We start from the raw sequence: 18,632 nt of genomic DNA on the forward strand, positions 1-18,632 counted from the left end.
GGAGTCGAAAATGACCGACGTAACGCCAGTGCTTTTGCGCGCGGACCAGAATTTGCCGTCAAGCCTCGACAAGCTGTTTGAGCTCTTGAGGATCAAATCCATTTCCACCGACCCGGCCTTCAAGGCCGAGTGCCGCAAGGCGGCCGACTGGCTGGTCTCCTATCTCAAGACACTGGGTTTCGATGCTTCCGTGCGTGACACACCCGGCCATCCCATGGTTGTCGCCCATCATGCCGCTGCGAGCGCCGACGCGCCGCATGTCCTTTTCTACGGCCACTACGACGTGCAGCCGGTCGATCCCATCGAGCTTTGGGAAAACGATCCGTTCGAGCCGTCGATCAAGGATGTTGGCAATGGTCGGAAGATCCTGACGGGTCGCGGCACAGCCGACGACAAGGGCCAGTTGATGACCTTCGTCGAAGCCTGCCGCGCCTACAAGGAAGTGAACGGCACTTTGCCCTGCCGCATCACTATTCTTTTCGAAGGCGAGGAAGAATCCGGTTCACCGTCGCTGAAGCCTTTCCTTGAGGCCAACGCCGCCGAATTGAAGGCCGACTACGCGCTCGTCTGCGACACCGGCATGTGGGATCGCGATACGCCGGCGATTGCCGCAGCACTTCGCGGGCTTGTCGGGGAGGAGGTCGTCATAACGGCCGCCGACCGCGATCTGCACTCCGGCTTGTTCGGCGGTGCGGCCGCAAATCCGATCCACATCCTGACGGCTGCGCTTGCCGGCCTGCATGATGAAAGCGGCCGCATCACCCTTGAAGGCTTCTATGACGGCGTCGAGGAAACCCCGGCCAATGTCAAAGCGTCCTGGGAAACTCTCGGCAAGACCGCGGAGACCTTCCTGGGTGAGGTTGGTCTGTCGATCCCCTCTGGTGAAAAGGGCCGCTCGGTCCTCGAACTGACGTGGGCACGTCCGACCGCTGAGATCAATGGTATCTGGGGTGGCTATACCGGGGAAGGCTTCAAGACAGTGATCGCGGCCAAGGCCTCCGCCAAGGTTTCCTTCCGCCTCGTCGGGACGCAGGACCCGGATGCCGTCCGGGAAGCCTTCCGCAGTTATGTTCGTTCGAAAATCCCGGCGGATTGCTCTGTCGAATTCCACCCGCATGGCGGCTCGCCGGCCATCCATCTCTCCTACGATTCGCCGGTGCTGACGAAGGCCAGGAATGCGCTTTCCGACGAGTGGCCGAAGCCCGCCGTCGTCATTGGGATGGGCGGATCGATCCCGATCGTCGGCGACTTCCAGAAGATGCTCGGCATGGAATCGTTGCTGGTCGGCTTCGGCCTCAGCGACGACCGCATTCACTCGCCCAACGAGAAGTACGAGCTTACTTCCTATAACAAGGGCATCCGCTCCTGGATTCGCATCCTGGAAGCGCTGGCCAAGTAACAGAAAGCCTGCTCTTTTGAGAGCCTGAAAAACAAAAAGGCCGGAACAAGCCGGCCTTTCGTCATCCGCTTCACTTCGATGCCAGTACATCCGTGGTCAAGGAGGAAGCGAATGTTGCAGCCAGAGTGATCGCGAAAGGTTAACCAATGGCTAATTTGAGAGCCGCGATCAAAACGATGGAAGCGGCAACGTTGCTTGCGCGCACAGCTTACCATCGGCTGCAATATGCTGGTTCCTATGTCGGAATGCCGACCTCGCGTTTCAAGTAGGGCTAACTTTCTGCGTTTCGAGCTTTCAGGTGTTCGACGAGGCCGCTGCAGCGGCCGCCCTTTTGCTCGCTTGCCGAGAGGGAGGCGTCCACAGGCGACATGGGAAGGCCCGGCGCTCTGGGAGAGACACCGGGCCTGATCGCGATCGGCACGTTTGAGGGGAGACGGCCGACCTTCAGCGAAACGTATAGGGCGTGTTTCGCTACGGACTTAATTCACTAGGCCGCTAATGGTTCCCTGCTACCAGAGGGAAACGGAGTTCTGCCGACAGACGAGCAGCTCGCGCATCTCTGCGAACGGGCCGTGCAGCATCTTCAGGCGGCTTTCTTCCATCTTTGTCAGCCGGTAGCGGCGCGCAAACTCATGCACGCTCCAGACTTCGCGCAGCTGGAATTCTTCGATGTTGCTAATGTCGATGCTCATGAAATGCCTACATATTGCGCGTGCTGCACTAATCCTGGGCGCAATTCGGCATGCTATATGTCAGATTTGTGACGGTAGCAACGAATGGCAGCCATGCCAAAAAAGCGTGGCTTCGTAAATGAAACAAAGCCCGGCCGAGTGGCGCGCCGGGCTCTGGTTTGAACGGCGTAATCAGCGCCAGCCGTAGCGATCGCGAGCCCATGGCGGCGGACGATCCCATCCGTAGGACCGCTCATAGCGCCAGCCATAGCGTGGCGGCGGGCCGCCCCATCCATAGCGACGATCAGAACGCCATCCGTAGCGCGGCGGTGGCGGGCGGTTCCAATTCGGTCGGCAATTTCCCCACCGAGTGAGATGATAGCCGCGGCCGCAAGCGTAATCGACAAGTACCGTATTCTTGCCCACAGCGCCGTTCACTGGCACAATCGGCATCGCTTCAGCCGCGGAAACGCCAAATCCACAAATGGCGATCGCGGCTGCAATCATTCTCATACGCATCTCTGCACCTCTGTTATGCAAGTCCCTTGCACGTGGATTAGAGAGCCGGTTGGGTGAACGGGGGCTGAACCAAATTTGACATTATTGGGGCAGCGTTGGCCCTTCTAACCACTTCTTAACCACCCCTTAAATCGCCGCATTTAAAGTTCAACCGGGCGGAGAACCGTTTGGCAAGGCACGGCTTCTGCGGCGTCGTTGCTCAGAGCGAAGATGGGGTGTACCGGGTACTAGATGGCGGGCAGAGGCAAATCACGCGACAGGATCGAACCCTCGTTCAGCGGCCGCGATGACCGTGACGATGATGACGATTTCGCGCTCGATGCCGACGACCGTGTGGTCCGTGGACGCTCAAGCAAGCGCGTGGCTCCAAAATCGTCTCGGGCACGGCAGCCCGAGCGACGCAAACGCGACCGCCGGGAGCGTGAAGGCGGAAGTTTCTTCGGCTTCATCCGCCGTATCGTCTACTGGTGTATTGTTTTTGGCATTTGGGCCGGCATCGGCGTCGCTGGCCTCGTCGTCTACTACGGGTCGCGCATGCCGAGCGCCAGCACCTGGGCCATTCCCGAGCGTCCCCCGAACGTCAAGATCACAGCTGTTGACGGCAGCGTCCTCGCCAATCGTGGCACGACGGGCGGCGAAGCGCTCGCGCTCGAAGACATGTCGCCCTACATCCCGGAAGCGATCGTCGCCATCGAAGACCGTCGCTTCTACTCGCATTTCGGCGTGGATCCCCTTGGCCTTGCGCGCGCCTTCGTCACCAACCTGACGGCCGGACACATGGTCCAGGGCGGTTCGACGTTGACGCAGCAGCTTGCAAAGAACCTCTTCCTGTCGCCGGACCGCACGCTGGAGCGCAAGGTGCAGGAAGTCCTGCTCGCGCTTTGGCTGGAGCAGAAATACACCAAGGACCAGATCCTTGCGATGTATCTCAATCGCGTGTTTTTCGGCTCGAACGCCTATGGCGTCGAAGCCGCCTCTCGCCGTTATTTCAACAAGTCCGCACGTGACGTGAACCTTGGTGAGGCAGCCCTTCTCGCCGGTCTCGTCAAGGCACCGTCGCGTCTGTCGCCGGCCCGCGATCCTGAGGCAGCCAATGCCCGCGCGCAGGTGGTGCTGCAGACGATGCGCGATCAGGGCTACATCACCGACGATGAAGTGAAGACCGCCATGTCGCAGACGCCGGCCAAGGCGAAGCGCTACTGGTCGGGCGCTGGGCACTATGTCGCCGATATGGTGATGGACCAGCTACCCGGCCTGATCGGCGACGTCAGGGAAGACATCGTCGTCGACACGACGATCGACAAGACGCTGGAAAAGCGGGCCGAGCAGTCGCTGAACGACGTATTGAGCAAGGATGGTGCCAAGCTCGATGCCTCGCAGGCAGCACTGGTTTCGCTTGACGGGACGGGTGCAATCCGTGCGCTCGTCGGCGGCAGGGACTATGCCGACAGTCAGTTCAACCGCGCCGTCACCGCCAAGCGCCAGCCCGGCTCGTCCTTCAAGCCGTTCGTCTACGCTGCAGCGCTGGAAAAGGGCCTGACGCCGTTCTCGGTATTCAATGACGCACCGATCCGGATCGGCGATTGGACGCCGGAGAACTACGAGAAGAAGTACAATGGCGAAGTGACGCTGGCGACGGCACTTGCAAAGTCTCTGAACACCGTCGCCGCCCAGCTCGTGATGTATGACGGACCGGACCAGGTCATCAAGCTCGCGCACCGCCTCGGCATCGAATCGGAACTGCAGCCGAATGCCTCGATTGCTCTTGGCACGTCGGAAGTGTCGCTGACAGAACTCACCGCCGCCTATGCCGCCTTCATGAATGGCGGCTACAAAGCGACGCCGCACGTGATTCGGCGTGTGACGACGGCCGACGGCAGCAGGGTGCTCTACGAGAACACCTATGACAATCCGCCCCGAGTCCTGTCGGAGGCGATTGCTGCCAACATGAATACTATGATGATGGGCGTCATCAACGAGGGGACCGGCAAGAGCGCCAAGCTCTCCGGTTGGCAGGCGGCTGGCAAGACCGGCACCACCCAGAATTCGCGCGACGCGCTCTTTGTTGGCTTCACCAGTAACCTTACAACCGGCGTCTGGTTCGGCAATGACGATGGCAAGCCGATGAAGAAAGTGACGGGCGGCGGCCTGCCGGCCAAGGCATGGCAGGAGTTCATGGTTGCCGCACACAAGGGACTGTCGCCGGCACCGCTCTTCGGCAACGGGCAGTTTATGGCAGATCCCGCAGCCAATCCCGGTTTCGGCGATCAGCCGATGGCGTCGGTCGAGCCTGACACGGCGCCGCCGCTTGAAGAGCCGACGACAATCGGCAGCATTCTTTCCGGTGTCTTCGGGGGCGGGACCGATGTTCGTGAGCGCTATCCACAGGCGACCGACCGACCAAGACGTCAGCCGATGGCTCCGGTTAATGGCGGTCCGGTGCCTCCGGCCGACATCGCTCAAGACGGCGATGATGGCTACGGCGACGCGCTGCCGCCGGGTGATATTGGCGAGCCTGAACCGTCGCCGACGGGCAGGCCGAGACGGACGACCTTGCTCGACTTGATCATGGGGCAGTAGCCAAAGCGTTTGGCCGGAAAAATGCCATTTTTCTGCGCCTGTCGAAATTAATTGCTGGGCGCTTGTTTTGCTGGTTTTCTGGCTATTTCTCGCCTTGCAGTCCCGAAAACCGCTCCTTATATACGCCGCATCACCGCAATCACGATTGCGTTAATCTTAAAGACCCATCCCGTAAGGGGCTGTCAGGGAAATGCCTTCTCGGGGTTCCGACAGCTTGCTTCAAGGAGAGAATGACATGGCAAAAGTAATTGGTATCGACCTCGGAACGACAAATTCCTGCGTCGCAGTCATGGACGGCAAGGACGCAAAGGTCATTGAGAATGCGGAAGGCGCGCGCACGACCCCTTCCATGGTGGCATTTTCTGACGACGGCGAGCGCCTCGTCGGCCAGCCGGCCAAGCGCCAGGCAGTCACCAACCCTACGAACACGCTCTTCGCAGTGAAGCGCCTGATTGGCCGCCGCTACGAGGATCCGACCGTTGAGAAGGACAAGAGCCTCGTCCCCTTCCACATCGTCAAGGGCGACAACGGCGACGCCTGGGTCGAAGCCCAGGGCAAGTCCTATTCTCCGGCGCAGATCTCCGCGATGATCCTTCAGAAGATGAAGGAAACCGCTGAGTCCTATCTCGGTGAAAAGGTCGAAAAGGCCGTCATCACCGTTCCTGCATACTTCAACGACGCACAGCGCCAGGCAACCAAGGATGCCGGCAAGATCGCTGGCCTCGAAGTTCTCCGCATCATCAACGAGCCGACGGCAGCAGCGCTCGCCTATGGTCTCGACAAGAAGGACGGCAAGACCATTGCCGTTTACGACTTGGGTGGCGGTACCTTCGATATCTCGATCCTCGAAATTGGCGACGGCGTCTTCGAAGTGAAGTCCACCAACGGCGATACCTTCCTCGGCGGTGAAGACTTCGACATGCGTCTGGTCGAATACCTCGTTGCTGAATTCAAGAAGGACAACGGCATCGACCTCAAGGGCGACAAGCTTGCTCTGCAGCGGCTCAAGGAAGCTGCTGAGAAGGCGAAAATCGAACTTTCGTCCTCGCAGCAGACCGAAATCAACCTGCCGTTCATCACCGCCGATGCGACCGGTCCGAAGCACCTGACGCTGAAGCTGACGCGCGCCAAGCTCGAAAGCCTGGTCGACGATCTGATCCAGCGCACGATCGCACCGTGCAAGGCAGCTCTGAAGGATGCAGGCGTCACGCCTGCTGAAATCGACGAAGTCGTCCTCGTCGGCGGCATGAGCCGCATGCCGAAGGTCCAGGAAGTCGTCAAGCAGCTGTTCGGCAAGGAACCCCACAAGGGCGTCAACCCTGATGAAGTCGTGGCACTCGGCGCCGCTATCCAGGCCGGCGTTCTGCAGGGCGACGTCAAGGACGTTCTGCTTCTTGACGTAACCCCGCTGTCCCTCGGCATCGAGACCCTTGGCGGCGTCTTCACCCGTCTGATCGAGCGGAACACGACGATCCCGACGAAGAAGTCGCAGACCTTCTCGACCGCTGACGACAACCAGCAGGCGGTCACCATCCGCGTTTCGCAGGGTGAGCGCGAAATGGCTGCCGACAACAAGCTGCTCGGCCAGTTCGACCTCGTTGGCCTGCCGCCGGCACCGCGTGGCGTTCCGCAGATCGAAGTCACCTTCGATATCGACGCCAACGGCATCGTTCAGGTTTCGGCCAAGGACAAGGGCACCGGCAAGGAACAGCAGATCCGCATCCAGGCCTCCGGTGGCCTCTCCGACGCCGACATCGAAAAGATGGTCAAGGACGCGGAAGCCAATGCCGAAGCCGACAAGAAGCGTCGCGAAGGCGTGGAAGCCAAGAACCAGGCCGAAAGCCTGATCCATTCCACGGAAAAGTCGCTGAAGGATTACGGCGATAAGGTCTCCGAGGCCGACCGCACCGCGATCTCCGATGCGATCGCTGCTCTGAAGTCTGCGGTCGAAGCAACCGAGCCGGATGCCGAAGACATCAAGGCAAAGACCCAAACCCTCATGGAAGTTTCCATGAAGCTGGGCCAGGCGATCTATGAAGCCCAGCAGGCCGAGGCCGGTACGGCTGATGCCTCCGCAGCCGGCGGCGATGACAATGTCGTCGATGCCGACTACGAAGAAGTCAAGGACGACGACCGCAAGAAGTCCGCTTAAGCGGGACGAAACGGTCAAGCTTGAAACTGACATTCCGGCTGCCTCCGTGGCAGCCGGAAATCCATTTCCGGGGTCTAATCCTTAATGGCAAAAGCCGATTTTTACGAAACGCTGGGTGTCGCCAAGACGGCGGACGAGAAAGAGCTGAAGAGCGCCTTCCGCAAACTCGCCATGAAGTTCCATCCGGACAAGAATCCGGGCGACCATGACGCCGAGCGCAAATTCAAGGAAATCAACGAAGCCTACGAAACGCTGAAGGATCCGCAGAAGCGCGCGGCTTACGACCGTTACGGTCACGCCGCCTTCGAACACGGTGGCATGGGCGGTGGCGGCGGCGGTTTTGGCGGCGGCGGATTCTCCGACATTTTCGAGGATATCTTCGGCGAGATGATGGGCGGCGGTCGTCAGCGGCAGCGCTCGTCCGGCGGCCGCGAGCGTGGCGCCGACCTTCGTTACAACATGGAAATTTCGCTGGAGGAATCCTTCTCCGGCAAGACGGCGCAAATTCGCGTTCCGACTTCGATTACCTGCGACGTCTGCTCAGGTTCGGGCGCCAAGCCCGGTACGCAGCCGAAGACCTGCGGCACCTGCCAGGGTTCGGGCCGCGTGCGCGCTGCCCAGGGCTTCTTCTCGATCGAGCGTACCTGCCCGACCTGTCATGGTCGCGGCACGATCATTCCCGATCCCTGCATGAAGTGCCATGGCCAGGGTCGCGTCACCGAAGAGCGGTCGCTCTCCGTGAACATTCCGGCCGGCATCGAAGACGGCACCCGCATTCGCCTGCAGGGCGAAGGCGAAGCCGGTATGCGCGGCGGTCCAGCGGGCGATCTCTATATCTTCCTGTCGGTCAAGCCGCATGAATTCTATCAACGTGATGGCGCCGACCTCTACTGCACCATCCCGATCTCGATGACGACGGCGGCTCTCGGCGGCACCTTTGACGTTGCGACGCTCGACGGCACGAAGTCACGCGTGACCGTGCCGGAGGGCACGCAGGCCGGCAAGCAATTCCGCCTGAAGGGCAAGGGTATGCCAGTGCTGCGTTCGCCCCAGACCGGCGATCTTTACATTCAGATCCAGATCGAGACTCCTCAGAAGCTGACGAAGCGCCAGCGCGAACTTCTTCAGGAGTTCGAGCAGCTTTCCTCGAAGGAGAACAATCCAGAATCGACCGGGTTCTTCGCGCGAATGAAGGAATTCTTCGAGAACTGATCAATAAGGCATGAAATGCGACAGAGGCCCGGTTGTTGTTGCAACCGGGCCTTTGTTGTTTGTTGTTGCACTCTGCCTATGCAGGGTTGTTTCAATGGCTCGACTTTCATACTCAAAATCGCTTTATAATCTTGTATCAACCAAATGATTGGCAGGACATTAAGATAATAACAGGCTAAATTAGCAGACATAGCAACATTACATCGCCGGGGGACACTTGGAACGCCGTCTCGCAGCCATCCTTGCAGCAGACATCGTCGGCTACAGCCGATTGATGGGCTCAGACGAATCCGGGACGCTGAGTGCGGTGAAAAATTGCCGCACCGAGCTCCTCAATCCGAAGATTGCTCAGCATCGCGGCCGCATCGTCAAGCTGACCGGCGATGGCATGCTGGTCGAATTCTCCAGTATCGTGAACGCCGTCGCCTGCGCTGATGAGATTCAGCGGGAGACTGCTCAGCGAAATCTGTCCGTGCTGGAGGACAAGCGAATTGAATTTCGGATTGGCATTCATCTGGGCGATGTGATTGTCGAGGATGGTGACATTTTCGGAGATGGTGTGAATGTTGCCGCGCGGCTTGAGACACTGGCCGAGCCTGGCGGCATTGCCGTCTCCGCCTCCGTCAGGGACCATGTCGGAACCCGGCTCGACCTTTCTTTTGAAGACAGGGGCGAACACAGGCTCAAGAACATCAAGGAGCCGGTGAGGGTCTACGCGATCTCGCCACGGCGGGCGCTGCCATTGAAGGTGAACAAGGCCGCTTTGACCGCGGCCAGGGAAAAGCACAAGCAGCTCGTCGCCGTGCTGCCGTTCACCAATATGAGCGGCGACGCCGAGCAGGAGTATTTTTCGGACGGTATCACTGAAGACATCATCACCGATCTCTCGAAGATATCGAACCTTTACGTTGTCGCCCGCAACACCGCCTTCACCTACAAGGGCAAATCCGTGCAAGTGAAACAGGTCGCAGCCGAGCTCGGTGTCGACTTCGTTCTCGAGGGGAGCGTCCGCAAGGTGGCGCAGCGCGTGCGCATTACGGGGCAGCTGATCGATGCGAGGAATGGCGGGCACCTTTGGGCGGACCGCTTTGACCGCGACCTCACCGATATTTTTGCGATCCAGGACGAGATCACCCACGCGATCGTTGATCAGCTCAAGATCAAGCTGCTGCCCGAGGAGCGGCGGGCAATCGAGGCGGAACCGACAAGCAACGTCGAGGCTTACACCTACTATCTGCGCGGCCGGCAGCTTTCCCATACCTGGACGAGGCCTTATCTGGTCTTGGCCCGGCGCATGTTTGCAACGGCTGTCGCGCTGGATCCGGAATATGCGCGTGCCTATGCCGGCATGGCCGATTGCGAGTCGGCACTTCGCGACTGGCATGCGGGAGAGTATACGCTACAGGGAATTCTCAATCTAAGTGCCAAGGCGCTTGCGCTCGATCCAAATCTTGCGGAGGCGCATGCCTCGCGGGGGCTGGCGCTGCACCAGGATGGGCGAGACGAGGAGGCGCTTGTCGAGTTCGAAAAGGCGCTTGCGCTGGAGCCCGATCTCTATGAGGCGAATTTCCACTATGGTCGTTTCCTTTTCATGCAGGGCAAGTTCGAGGGCGCGATCACCTTCTTCACAAGGGCGGCCGAGATACGCCCCGACGACTATCTCTCGCCGATCCATCTGATGAGTGCATGTCGATCGCTCGGCCTGATGGAGGAACGGGCGCATTGGGCGCGCGTATGCATCGAGCGTGCCGAAGAGGCCTTGCAGCGGCATCCGGAAAACTCGGGGCCGGCCCATCGCGGTGCGCTTGCATTGGCGCACATGGGCGATGCGGAACGAGCAAAAGAGTGGGTGAAGCGCGCGCAGACGATCGATCCGGATGACATCGTTGCACAATATAACATCGCTTGCGTTTATGCGCTGTTGAACGAATGCGACGCCGCGCTCGACCTGTTGGAGGAGCTGTTGCCGCAGTCATCCTGCTATCACATCCTATGGTTCAAGCATGATTCGGACCTCGATTCCGTGCGCGATCATCCACGGTTTGAGAAAATGCTGGATGCGATCGAGGCATGTTCGGCCTCCCTCGACTTTAGGGTCGCTTCGGAATAGCGCCGGCGCCTGCCCAATTGTTCCATTCTGAAACAAGCGGAAATGCACATCTGTCTTGCGTTAACGCAGGCAGTGGATGCCGCTTTGCAAAGACAAGCAAAGCGGCCAGTATTCTGCCGGGGATCAACCAAGAACAAGGGCAACTTCCATGACGGCAGCAGCCACTACTCTGTCTTTGCAGTCCGATGATGTCGACGTGCTTGCCGGTGCGCTCTACGCGTGGTGTGCCGAGCGCAATATCAAGATGCGCAGCCAACAGGGACTTTCAATAGCGAGCATCGCGATCGATCTCTATCACGCAGGTCATCATACGCAGGACGATCTGCTCGTTGCGCTTCATGAACGCGACTTGCACTGACGCGAAATGAAAGGCTCTAAATTAGCCTAAGGCCTCGGCGTAGGTTTCACCGGACATAATCGAGAGAATCGTCTTCACGGCCTCCTTGCCAGCCGTGGAGAGAAGCCTGTCGTAGTGCATGGCCAGCTCATAGGCTTCGGGGCTGAGGCCCTGCTTTCCCGCGCCATCATTGGGATTGGCGCCTTCGAACAATTCGGAAATATCCACACCCAGAAAGACCGCAATCTGGTGCAGTTTGCTCGCTGATACGCGGTTGGTGCCCTTCTCATATTTCTGAATTTGCTGAAAAGTCAGCCCAAGCGCCTCCCCCAGTTCCAGCTGCGATATGCGTCTTTTGGACCTGAGTGCCCGAACATTTCTACCGACAATAATATCTACCGGATCTGGCACCGTGTTGTTCCCTTATTAGGCAATTATATTTGCGTAGTACTATGCCCGCGTTTTGCAATATCTCAACCCGTCCGTTGCAAAATTCAACCAGCTTTTTCTGTGGTTTTTCGGTGGTATGCCTAGACTTTCGGCGTAGGGACCGACCCTGGCGTGCACATTATTTGGGATGCCAGTTAAGGGCGGGAAATCAGGCCTGGACGGCACTTGATTTTACTTGTGGTACTCGCGCGCCGAATTCTCAGTCGGCCCGTGGCGGGCAACTTGACCAGAGCCAGCGCAGTGCATATTTTAGAATAATTCTAAAAATGAGGTTGTTATGCTGCATAGGCTTTTTGGATCATCCAAGCGTTCCTTTGACTCTTTGTCCGAGCAGGAAATACTGGCGCTCGCTATCGGCTCCGAAGAGGACGATGCGCGCATTTATCTCGCCTACGCCGACATGCTGCGGGGCGAGTACCCCGCATCCGCCAAGGTCTTCGAGGAAATGGCTGAGGTGGAGGACACGCATCGAAAGTCCCTGATCGAAATCTATCGCCAGCGGTTCGGCGAGCGCATTACACTCATTCGTCGGGAACATGTTCGCGGGTTTTATGAGCGGAAGCCCGATTGGTTGCGGCGCAGCCTTTCATTGGAGAGAATCCGGGGTGAAGCGGTGGCCATGGAACAGCAGGCCTATCGCTTCTATGTCGAAGCGGCGAGCCGCGTTACCGATGCCAATACCCGGCAACTGTTGGGAGACTTGGCGCTGGCCGAGCAAGGCCACGAAGAGATCACCCATATGTTGGGCGACAAGCACACGCCTGAGAATGTGAAGGCGGAGGAAGACCTTGCTGCGCGCCGGCAACTGGTCCTGACCTATGTACAGCCTGGTCTTGCCGGTCTGATGGATGGCTCGGTCTCAACGCTGGCGCCGATCTTCGCCGCTGCCTTTGCGACCCAGGACACTTGGCAGACGTTTTTGGTTGGCATGTCCGCCTCCGTCGGCGCCGGCATCTCGATGGGCTTCACGGAAGCGGCCCACGATGACGGCAAGATTTCTGGCCGTGGTTCGCCGATCAAGCGGGGTCTCGCCTGCGGCGTCATGACCGCCCTTGGTGGTCTTGGCCACACCTTGCCTTACCTGATCACAAACTTCTGGACGGCAACGACGATGGCGGTGATCATTGCGATCTTCGAGCTTTGGGCAATCGCGTTCATCCAGAACAGATTTATGGAAACGCCGTTCTTGCGTGCAGCTTTACAGGTGGTCGTCGGCGGCGGTCTTGTCCTCGGTGCCGGCATCCTGATCGGCAACGGCTGAACCCCAGTTCCCGAGCAGCAATCAACGCAGTCCCAAAAGACCGGCCTTTTGCCGGCCTTTTTTGTTCCATCCGATATCGTCTACTTCAGAGCACCGACGAGAACGTCGCGGCCATTTTCGATGGTGACCCAGCGGCCGGCATTGGCGCTCGACTGTCGCTTGATGAACGAATAGGGCGTGTCGAACCACGGCTTGACGTTGGAGGCCAGGTTGTCGAGCACGAAGTCACCGTGGCTGGTGCGCAGCGTCAGCACGGCATGGCCTTCGCCATCGGGTTTGCGAACCACGGTGAGAAGAAGGTTAGCCGGCGAAATGCCGCGCTGGATCAGGATACGGCGCTTCAGCAAGGCGAAGTCTTCGCAATCGCCGGCGGTTGTCGGATAGGCCCAGACCTCATCCTTGCCGTAGATTTCCTTGTCGGTCATCGGAGTGATGCTGTTGTTGACCGTGGCGTTGACCGATCGCACCATTCCCCATTTCGCATCCGACATCTCAGCCGGCGAGACATTGCGGTTCGGGCCGCACTCATTGCGATGGGTCTGGCAGAAGTCGTAATGGCCGATCGGCTGGGAAGTGGCCGCGCCGGTGACCATCGAGAGGTTGTTGGTGGAAGCCGGCGTCGCGGCTGTAGACATAGCAAACACGGCCATCATGGCCACGAGGAAACCCTTGATTCGCACGCCCGCTTTTCCCTTGCATCGCCCATGTATTGTTAACAAAAAGTTAACGGACGGAGGCTCGAAGAGTCAATCGTTACTTCTGGGGAGGGGCTTGCTACCCACCAACATGGTTAAAATCCGTTAGGATTTGGCACAGGTGATATCGTTTGGCTTAGCGGATCAGCCCTTTGACAGCAGCAAGCATACGCTCGATGTCCTGGGGCCGCGAAAGCCGGTGATCGCCGTCACGCACGAAGGTTAGAACGACGTCGTCGGCGGGGAGGTGTTCCACGAGCTTCATAGCATGTTGATAGGGAACGTCGGGATCCTTCATCCCTTGCAGGATATGCACTGGGCAGCCGGTCTCGATGATGCCCCTGAGCACGCTGTTGTCGCGCCCATCCTCCATCAGCGCCCGTGTATAGATGTTCGGCTCCGGGCTGTAGGCCGACCGCTCTTCGAAGTAGCCGCGCTCGGCAAGGGAGGCTTTTTCTTTCTTCGTGAGGTTCGGTTCGATCAGATCGGAGGTGAAGTCGGGAGCCGGCGCAATGAGAACCATGCCCTCCAGCTTTGGCCCGTCCTGCAGCTTGGCGAGTTCCTGGGCGAGCCGCAAGGCAATCCATCCACCCATCGACGAGCCGACGACGAGGATGCTTTCGGGTGCTGTATGGACGATAACCGCAAGCGCTTCCTCCAGCCAGCGCGAGATCGTCCCGTCGGTAAACTTGCCGCCGGATAGGCCATGACCGGAATAGTCGAGGCGCAGGCAGGCAAGGCCGTTTTCCGCGGCAAACCTGTCCAGTTCGATCGCCTTGCTGCCGCTCATGTCGGAGCGGTATCCGGATAACCAGACAAGGGTTGGGCCGGCCGCTTGGCCGGATTGGCTTCGCGCGATGTAGGCAATCGCGCGCGCGGCCTCGCCTTCTCCGACGGTCAGATATTGATGGTCATGGATGAGATTTGCGTCAAACATCGCGGAACTCCAGTTGTTTTGGCCTATAAAACAGATTCTTGACAGGCTGACAGCAGGTGTTTTTTCCGCTAAAGAGTGTTACCGACTCCGTTGCAGCAATGGTGAAACCACGTTTTGTGCTTCCGTTATTGGGAGTGCCGAGGCTGCAGCGATCCGAAACAACGCGAGGAGAATACGACCATTCGCAGACCCTTTAAAGCCGACGCGCCCGTGAAGGAAGGGCCGCGCTCGAACCGGGAAATTCGCATCCCCCGAGTTCAGCTGATTGATGCTGAAGGACAGAACTTGGGCGTTGTGCCCACCGACCAGGCCTTGAAAATGGCTGAGGAAGCCGGTCTCGACCTGGTGGAAATCTCCCCAAATGCCGAACCGCCTGTGTGCAAGATCCTCGATCTGGGCAAGCTGAAATATGCCAACCAGAAGAAGGCCGCCGAGGCGCGCAAGAAGCAGAAGATTGTCGAAGTCAAAGAAATCAAGATGCGCCCCAACATCGACACCCATGACTATGAGGTGAAGATGAAGGCGATGGGCCGTTTCTTTGAAGATGGCGACAAGGTGAAGGTAACGCTGAAGTTCCGCGGTCGCGAAATGGCGCACCAGGAGCTTGGCATGAAGCTGCTGCAGCAGGTGAAGGCCGACACGACCGAATATGCCAAGGTTGAAGCCGAGCCCAAGCTCGAAGGCCGCCAGATGATGATGGTGCTCGCGCCGAAGTGAGGCGCGTCGCCACTCTCGTATCAAAGCCGTCCGTAAGGGCGGCTTTTGTATTTTGGGCTGATGTTTGCCCAAACTGACAGGACGCTGACAAAAGCGCTCAACGGTCTGTCAGCGAGACCTTGATATTCTGCACTCAACAGAGAAGAGCGCAGAAAGCAAAGATCATGAAAAAGAACATCTCACGCACGCTCCTGGCGTCCGCCGCGGCACTTGCAGTGACCCTATCTCTCCCAACAATTCAGACGTTCGGCCCGGACCATTTCTCGTCGGCTGCGTTTGCCCGTGGTGGCAGCGATGACGGCGGTGGCAGCGGTTCTGGCAGCAGCGGCGGCGGCGGCAACAGTGGTTCCGGTCGCAGCGGTGGCAGCGACGATCACAGCGGTAGCGGACGCGGTGGTGACGATCACAGCGGTCGAGGCGGTCATGACGATGGGGATGACGATCATGGCCGCGGCCGTGATGATGGCGCTGAGCACGATCGCGACGACGACAATCCCGGTGAACGCCATGGCGGCCGCAACGACAATCGCCCGGAAGTGACGCTCTCGGTGTCGGAGGCGAGCCTCACGGGGCTGTTGAACGGCTCGCTTGCCGCCGTGGACCAGCTTGGTCGTCGGCTTGAGGTCGAGATTGAGCTTGAAGATGGAACGCGCGTGGTGGTCGCGCATCCCCATAGAGGGGATTTTGTCCGAAATCCTGGCGCAATCACCAGCGTCACCATAGTTCCCGCTTCGGCGCAATAATCTGCCCGGCGCGGTCTTCCGGCCACCCCTTCGGAAGAAAGAACTCCGCCGCGCCCCGGCGGAGTTCTTGGATTTTTGGAGCCTTGTCTCGTCGCGACAATGCGTTCAGTGTAGGTTCCGTGGTTGCAGATGCATTGAGGTACTTAGAAGTTCAATGAACACAAGCCGTCGCGATTTGATGACGATGTTGATGCTGGCGGTGGGGCTTGCCGCCGCCGGTCCGATCCTCGTTTCCCATGCGCAAGCCAAGGATGGCGGCAGCGATGATGGCGGCGGCGGGAGCGGTTCAAGTGGCAGTGGCTCGTCCGGCTCTTCTGGTTCTTCCGGGTCCAACTCCGGCAGCGGCAGTTCCGGCTCGGGTTCCGGTTCCGGTTCCGGTCGCGGCGACGGTCACGACGATCATGGGAACGATGATGATGGTGACGATCACAGCGGCAGCGATGACAGCGGTAGCGGACGAAGTGGCCGCGCCTCGGACTATGATCGGGCGCGTGATGCCGTCCGCGAAGGCCGGATTCTTCCACTGAAGACGGTGCTGGAGCGCATTGACGCAAAACGCTACGGGCGGGTGATCGACGTCAACCTCAGGCGATCCATGTTCAGCGACGTCTATCAGGTGAAAGTGCGCGACGGGGCAGGGGCGATCAGGACGTTGCGCGTAAATGCTCGAAACGGAGTGCTGCTGGGGGGATAGGGGCATGCGAATATTGCTGGCGGAGGACGATCCCAATATTTCCGGCCACGTGGTCGAAAAGCTTGGGCGGGAAGGCTACCGCGTCGAGGTGTTTGCAAGCGGCCCCGATGTATGGGAGGAAGGAGAAACGGGCGATTACTCTGCCATCATCCTCGACCTTGGATTACCCGGCATGGATGGTCTCTCCATCCTGAAGCGGTGGCGCGGCGCAGGCATCAACACGCCGGTTCTCGTTCTCACGGCCCGCGGCTCGTGGATGGAGCGCGTCGACGGCTTTGACGCGGGGGCTGATGATTATCTGCCGAAGCCGTTTCGCACCGAGGAGCTGCTGGCTCGCCTGAGAGCGCTTCTGCGCCGCACCGGCGCTGTCGCCGCGCGTGTGAAGTCCGCCAACCGCTTCACGCTGGATGAAAGCGCAAGACGCGTGACCTTCGATGGACGCGAACTCGACCTCAGCCCGCTGGAATACCGCATGATCGCGCTTTTCATCGGCAAGCCCGGGGAAGTGCTGAGCCCAACCGAACTGGCAAGCCAGGTTCAGGGACGCGACGACGATTCCGCCAAGAATGCCGTGGAAGCCATGGTGGCGCGACTGCGAAAAAAGACGGATAGCGACGCCATCGAGACCCGGCGCGGCTTTGGCTATGTCCTGCCGGAGCGGCCGCGGTGATCCACTCGCTGCATTTTCGCCTGGCTGCTGGAGCGCTCATCGCGATCGCGCTGGCGTTGACGCTCGTCTGGGCGGTGCTGAGCCACCTATTCACGGACTATCTGGCCGACCAGTATTCCAACGAAATGACATCGGTGATGGACTCTCTGGCGGCACAGCTCGCCGTGGAGAATGGCGCTCTCGAATTGAAGAACGAGCCTGCCGACTCGCGATTCCAGATACCGGCGGGTGGCCGCTACTGGCAGATCTCGCTTGATGGCAATGAGGAGCCTTTGCGCTCCCGCTCCCTCTGGGACGAAGAGATCACCGCGGATGCACTATCCAAGGACATGTACTGCGGGTTCCGCGAAACCGACGGGCCGGATGGCTCGCCGCTGCTAGTGTCGATGAAGACGATGACACTCGGCGAAGGCGCCGCAAGCAAGAACTTTACCGTCTATGCCGCTTTCTCCAAGCCGGAGATGGAAGCAGCCCTTGAGACCTATCATCGGCCGTTGCGGCTGATGCTGCTTTCCACCGGCGGCATGCTGCTTCTGGCCGCTTTTCTGCAGGGGTGGGTCGGCTTGCGCCCGCTGGTGCGGCTTCGCGACCGCGTCGCCGATATCAGGGCCGGGCGCAGCTCTCATATCGGCACGGAGGGACCCAGCGAAGTCAAGCCGCTGGTTCGCGAAATCAACCTACTGCTGAGCGAGCGGGAGACGGCCATCGAGCGCGCGCGCGCGCGCGCAAGCGACCTCGCCCACGGTTTGAAAACGCCGTTGACGGTGTTGTCGCACCTGGTTGAAGCCTTGCCCGAGGGCCAGCGCGAAACGGCATTGCAGCAGATCGAACTCGTTCGGCAGCGCGCCGACCGTCAACTGCAGGCGGCCCGCATGGGTGTGGAGCAAATGGCCACCACATCGCTGCTCGGCATCTCGGGAAAGCTCGTCAATGTTTTGACGCCTTTCACCGAAGAGAAGGGGATCGACTGGCATCTTGATATCGATCCGGCCCTGACGGTCCAGGCAGATCCCGCCGACATCGCCGAGGCATTGGGCAATGTGCTCGACAATGCCGTGCGCTTTGCCAGAACGCGGATCGAGCTCTCTGCCGGTCGCTCACAGGACGATGTCGTGCTCAGCGTTTCCGACGATGGCCCGGGTGCCGATCCCGACAGCTACGATCTGATGTTGAAGCGCGGGGTGAGGATCGACGATGGCACGGCGGGAACCGGACTCGGGCTCGCCATATCGGGCGATATCCTTGAGGCTTACGGCGGCAGGCTCGATCTTTCCGCCTCTCGATGGGGCGGGCTCCAAGTGAAATTGATGCTTCCGGCCATGGCCGGCCGGCCTTCCGCCGTTGCCTAGAAGATTCATCTGCCGCCCCGTTGCACTTTTATGACGCTGCGGTTATAAGCGCGCGTCCGAACTGACCGGCAGGGCATGCCGTGGCAGTTTCGAATGCTTGCGGAACGGTTCGTCACCGGAGCCGCAGATCAACAAC

The 18,632-nt window shown here is 59.5% G+C and carries 17 protein-coding genes; 12 read left to right on the forward strand and 5 right to left on the reverse strand.

Translation table 11 applies throughout. The features are described from left to right. Positions 1-10 precede the first annotated feature (10 nt). Entirely contained in the window at positions 11-1,399 is a 1,389-nt protein-coding gene (locus K9B32_RS06220) for a M20/M25/M40 family metallo-hydrolase (RefSeq protein ID WP_224561019.1), read from the forward strand. A 509-nt stretch (positions 1,400-1,908) separates the two neighbouring features. Here K9B32_RS06220 and K9B32_RS06225 read toward each other — a convergent pair. Then, complete coding sequence (locus tag K9B32_RS06225; RefSeq protein WP_224561020.1) at positions 1,909-2,091, reverse strand: hypothetical protein; 183 nt, start codon at positions 2,089-2,091, stop codon at positions 1,909-1,911. 171 nt (positions 2,092-2,262) lie between these two features. Further along, on the reverse strand, positions 2,263-2,589 hold the full coding sequence (locus K9B32_RS06230; RefSeq protein WP_224561021.1) for a GCG_CRPN prefix-to-repeats domain-containing protein: 327 nt from the start codon (positions 2,587-2,589) through the stop codon (positions 2,263-2,265). A 231-nt stretch (positions 2,590-2,820) separates the two neighbouring features. Between K9B32_RS06230 and K9B32_RS06235 the strand changes: the two genes are divergently transcribed. The 5 genes from K9B32_RS06235 to K9B32_RS06255 all read left to right on the forward strand — a co-directional run bounded on the left by K9B32_RS06235 (position 2,821) and on the right by K9B32_RS06255 (position 11,001). Beyond that, the gene (locus K9B32_RS06235) at positions 2,821-5,169 is read left to right on the forward strand and encodes a transglycosylase domain-containing protein (protein ID WP_224561022.1); all 2,349 of its coding nucleotides are present in this window, start codon (positions 2,821-2,823) and stop codon (positions 5,167-5,169) included. 235 nt (positions 5,170-5,404) lie between these two features. Beyond that, positions 5,405-7,321: a molecular chaperone DnaK gene (gene dnaK, locus K9B32_RS06240; RefSeq protein ID WP_224561023.1), complete on the forward strand. Its 1,917-nt coding sequence runs from the start codon at positions 5,405-5,407 to the stop codon at positions 7,319-7,321. A gap of 84 nt (positions 7,322-7,405) precedes the next feature. Then, positions 7,406-8,533 carry a molecular chaperone DnaJ gene (gene dnaJ, locus K9B32_RS06245; RefSeq protein WP_224561024.1) on the forward strand — a complete coding sequence of 376 codons (1,128 nt, stop codon included), beginning with the start codon at positions 7,406-7,408 and terminating at the stop codon, positions 8,531-8,533. Between the two features lie 274 nt (positions 8,534-8,807). Next, complete coding sequence (locus K9B32_RS06250; RefSeq protein WP_411969683.1) at positions 8,808-10,643, forward strand: adenylate/guanylate cyclase domain-containing protein; 1,836 nt, start codon at positions 8,808-8,810, stop codon at positions 10,641-10,643. 148 nt (positions 10,644-10,791) lie between these two features. Further along, positions 10,792-11,001, forward strand: a complete 210-nt coding sequence (locus tag K9B32_RS06255; protein ID WP_007798606.1) for a hypothetical protein — start codon at positions 10,792-10,794, stop codon at positions 10,999-11,001. Between the two features lie 21 nt (positions 11,002-11,022). On the opposite strand, the gene K9B32_RS06260 is transcribed toward K9B32_RS06255, so the two are convergent. Next, the gene (locus K9B32_RS06260; protein ID WP_007798609.1) at positions 11,023-11,391 is read right to left on the reverse strand and encodes a helix-turn-helix domain-containing protein; all 369 of its coding nucleotides are present in this window, start codon (positions 11,389-11,391) and stop codon (positions 11,023-11,025) included. 316 nt (positions 11,392-11,707) lie between these two features. Between K9B32_RS06260 and mbfA the strand changes: the two genes are divergently transcribed. Then, positions 11,708-12,691, forward strand: a complete 984-nt coding sequence (mbfA, locus tag K9B32_RS06265; protein WP_224561026.1) for an iron exporter MbfA — start codon at positions 11,708-11,710, stop codon at positions 12,689-12,691. An 80-nt stretch (positions 12,692-12,771) separates the two neighbouring features. Here the strand turns inward: mbfA and K9B32_RS06270 are convergent, their stop codons facing one another. Both K9B32_RS06270 and K9B32_RS06275 read right to left on the reverse strand, forming a co-directional pair. Then, the gene (locus K9B32_RS06270) at positions 12,772-13,371 is read right to left on the reverse strand and encodes a transglutaminase-like cysteine peptidase (protein WP_007798618.1); all 600 of its coding nucleotides are present in this window, start codon (positions 13,369-13,371) and stop codon (positions 12,772-12,774) included. 151 nt (positions 13,372-13,522) lie between these two features. Then, positions 13,523-14,323 carry an alpha/beta hydrolase gene (locus K9B32_RS06275; RefSeq protein WP_224561027.1) on the reverse strand — a complete coding sequence of 267 codons (801 nt, stop codon included), beginning with the start codon at positions 14,321-14,323 and terminating at the stop codon, positions 13,523-13,525. Positions 14,324-14,503: 180 nt separating this feature from the next. Here K9B32_RS06275 and infC point away from each other — a divergent pair, with 180 nt between their 5' ends. The 5 genes from infC to K9B32_RS06300 all read left to right on the forward strand — a co-directional run bounded on the left by infC (position 14,504) and on the right by K9B32_RS06300 (position 18,496). Then, entirely contained in the window at positions 14,504-15,040 is a 537-nt protein-coding gene (infC, locus tag K9B32_RS06280) for a translation initiation factor IF-3 (protein ID WP_025658610.1), read from the forward strand. Positions 15,041-15,204: 164 nt separating this feature from the next. Continuing rightward, a complete protein-coding gene (locus tag K9B32_RS06285) occupies positions 15,205-15,783 on the forward strand; it encodes a hypothetical protein (RefSeq protein WP_224561028.1) in 579 nt (192 codons plus the stop codon). 154 nt (positions 15,784-15,937) lie between these two features. Continuing rightward, positions 15,938-16,477 carry a PepSY domain-containing protein gene (locus K9B32_RS06290; protein WP_165933191.1) on the forward strand — a complete coding sequence of 180 codons (540 nt, stop codon included), beginning with the start codon at positions 15,938-15,940 and terminating at the stop codon, positions 16,475-16,477. A gap of 4 nt (positions 16,478-16,481) precedes the next feature. Further along, positions 16,482-17,147, forward strand: a complete 666-nt coding sequence (locus tag K9B32_RS06295; protein WP_224561029.1) for a response regulator transcription factor — start codon at positions 16,482-16,484, stop codon at positions 17,145-17,147. After that, complete coding sequence (locus K9B32_RS06300) at positions 17,144-18,496, forward strand: ATP-binding protein (RefSeq protein ID WP_224561030.1); 1,353 nt, start codon at positions 17,144-17,146, stop codon at positions 18,494-18,496. Before K9B32_RS06295 ends, K9B32_RS06300 begins: the two co-directional genes overlap by 4 nt. Positions 18,497-18,632: the final 136 nt, after the last annotated feature.

Source organism: Rhizobium sp. 3T7 (genome assembly GCF_020166565.1).
Classification (GTDB): Bacteria; Pseudomonadota; Alphaproteobacteria; order Rhizobiales; family Rhizobiaceae; genus Rhizobium.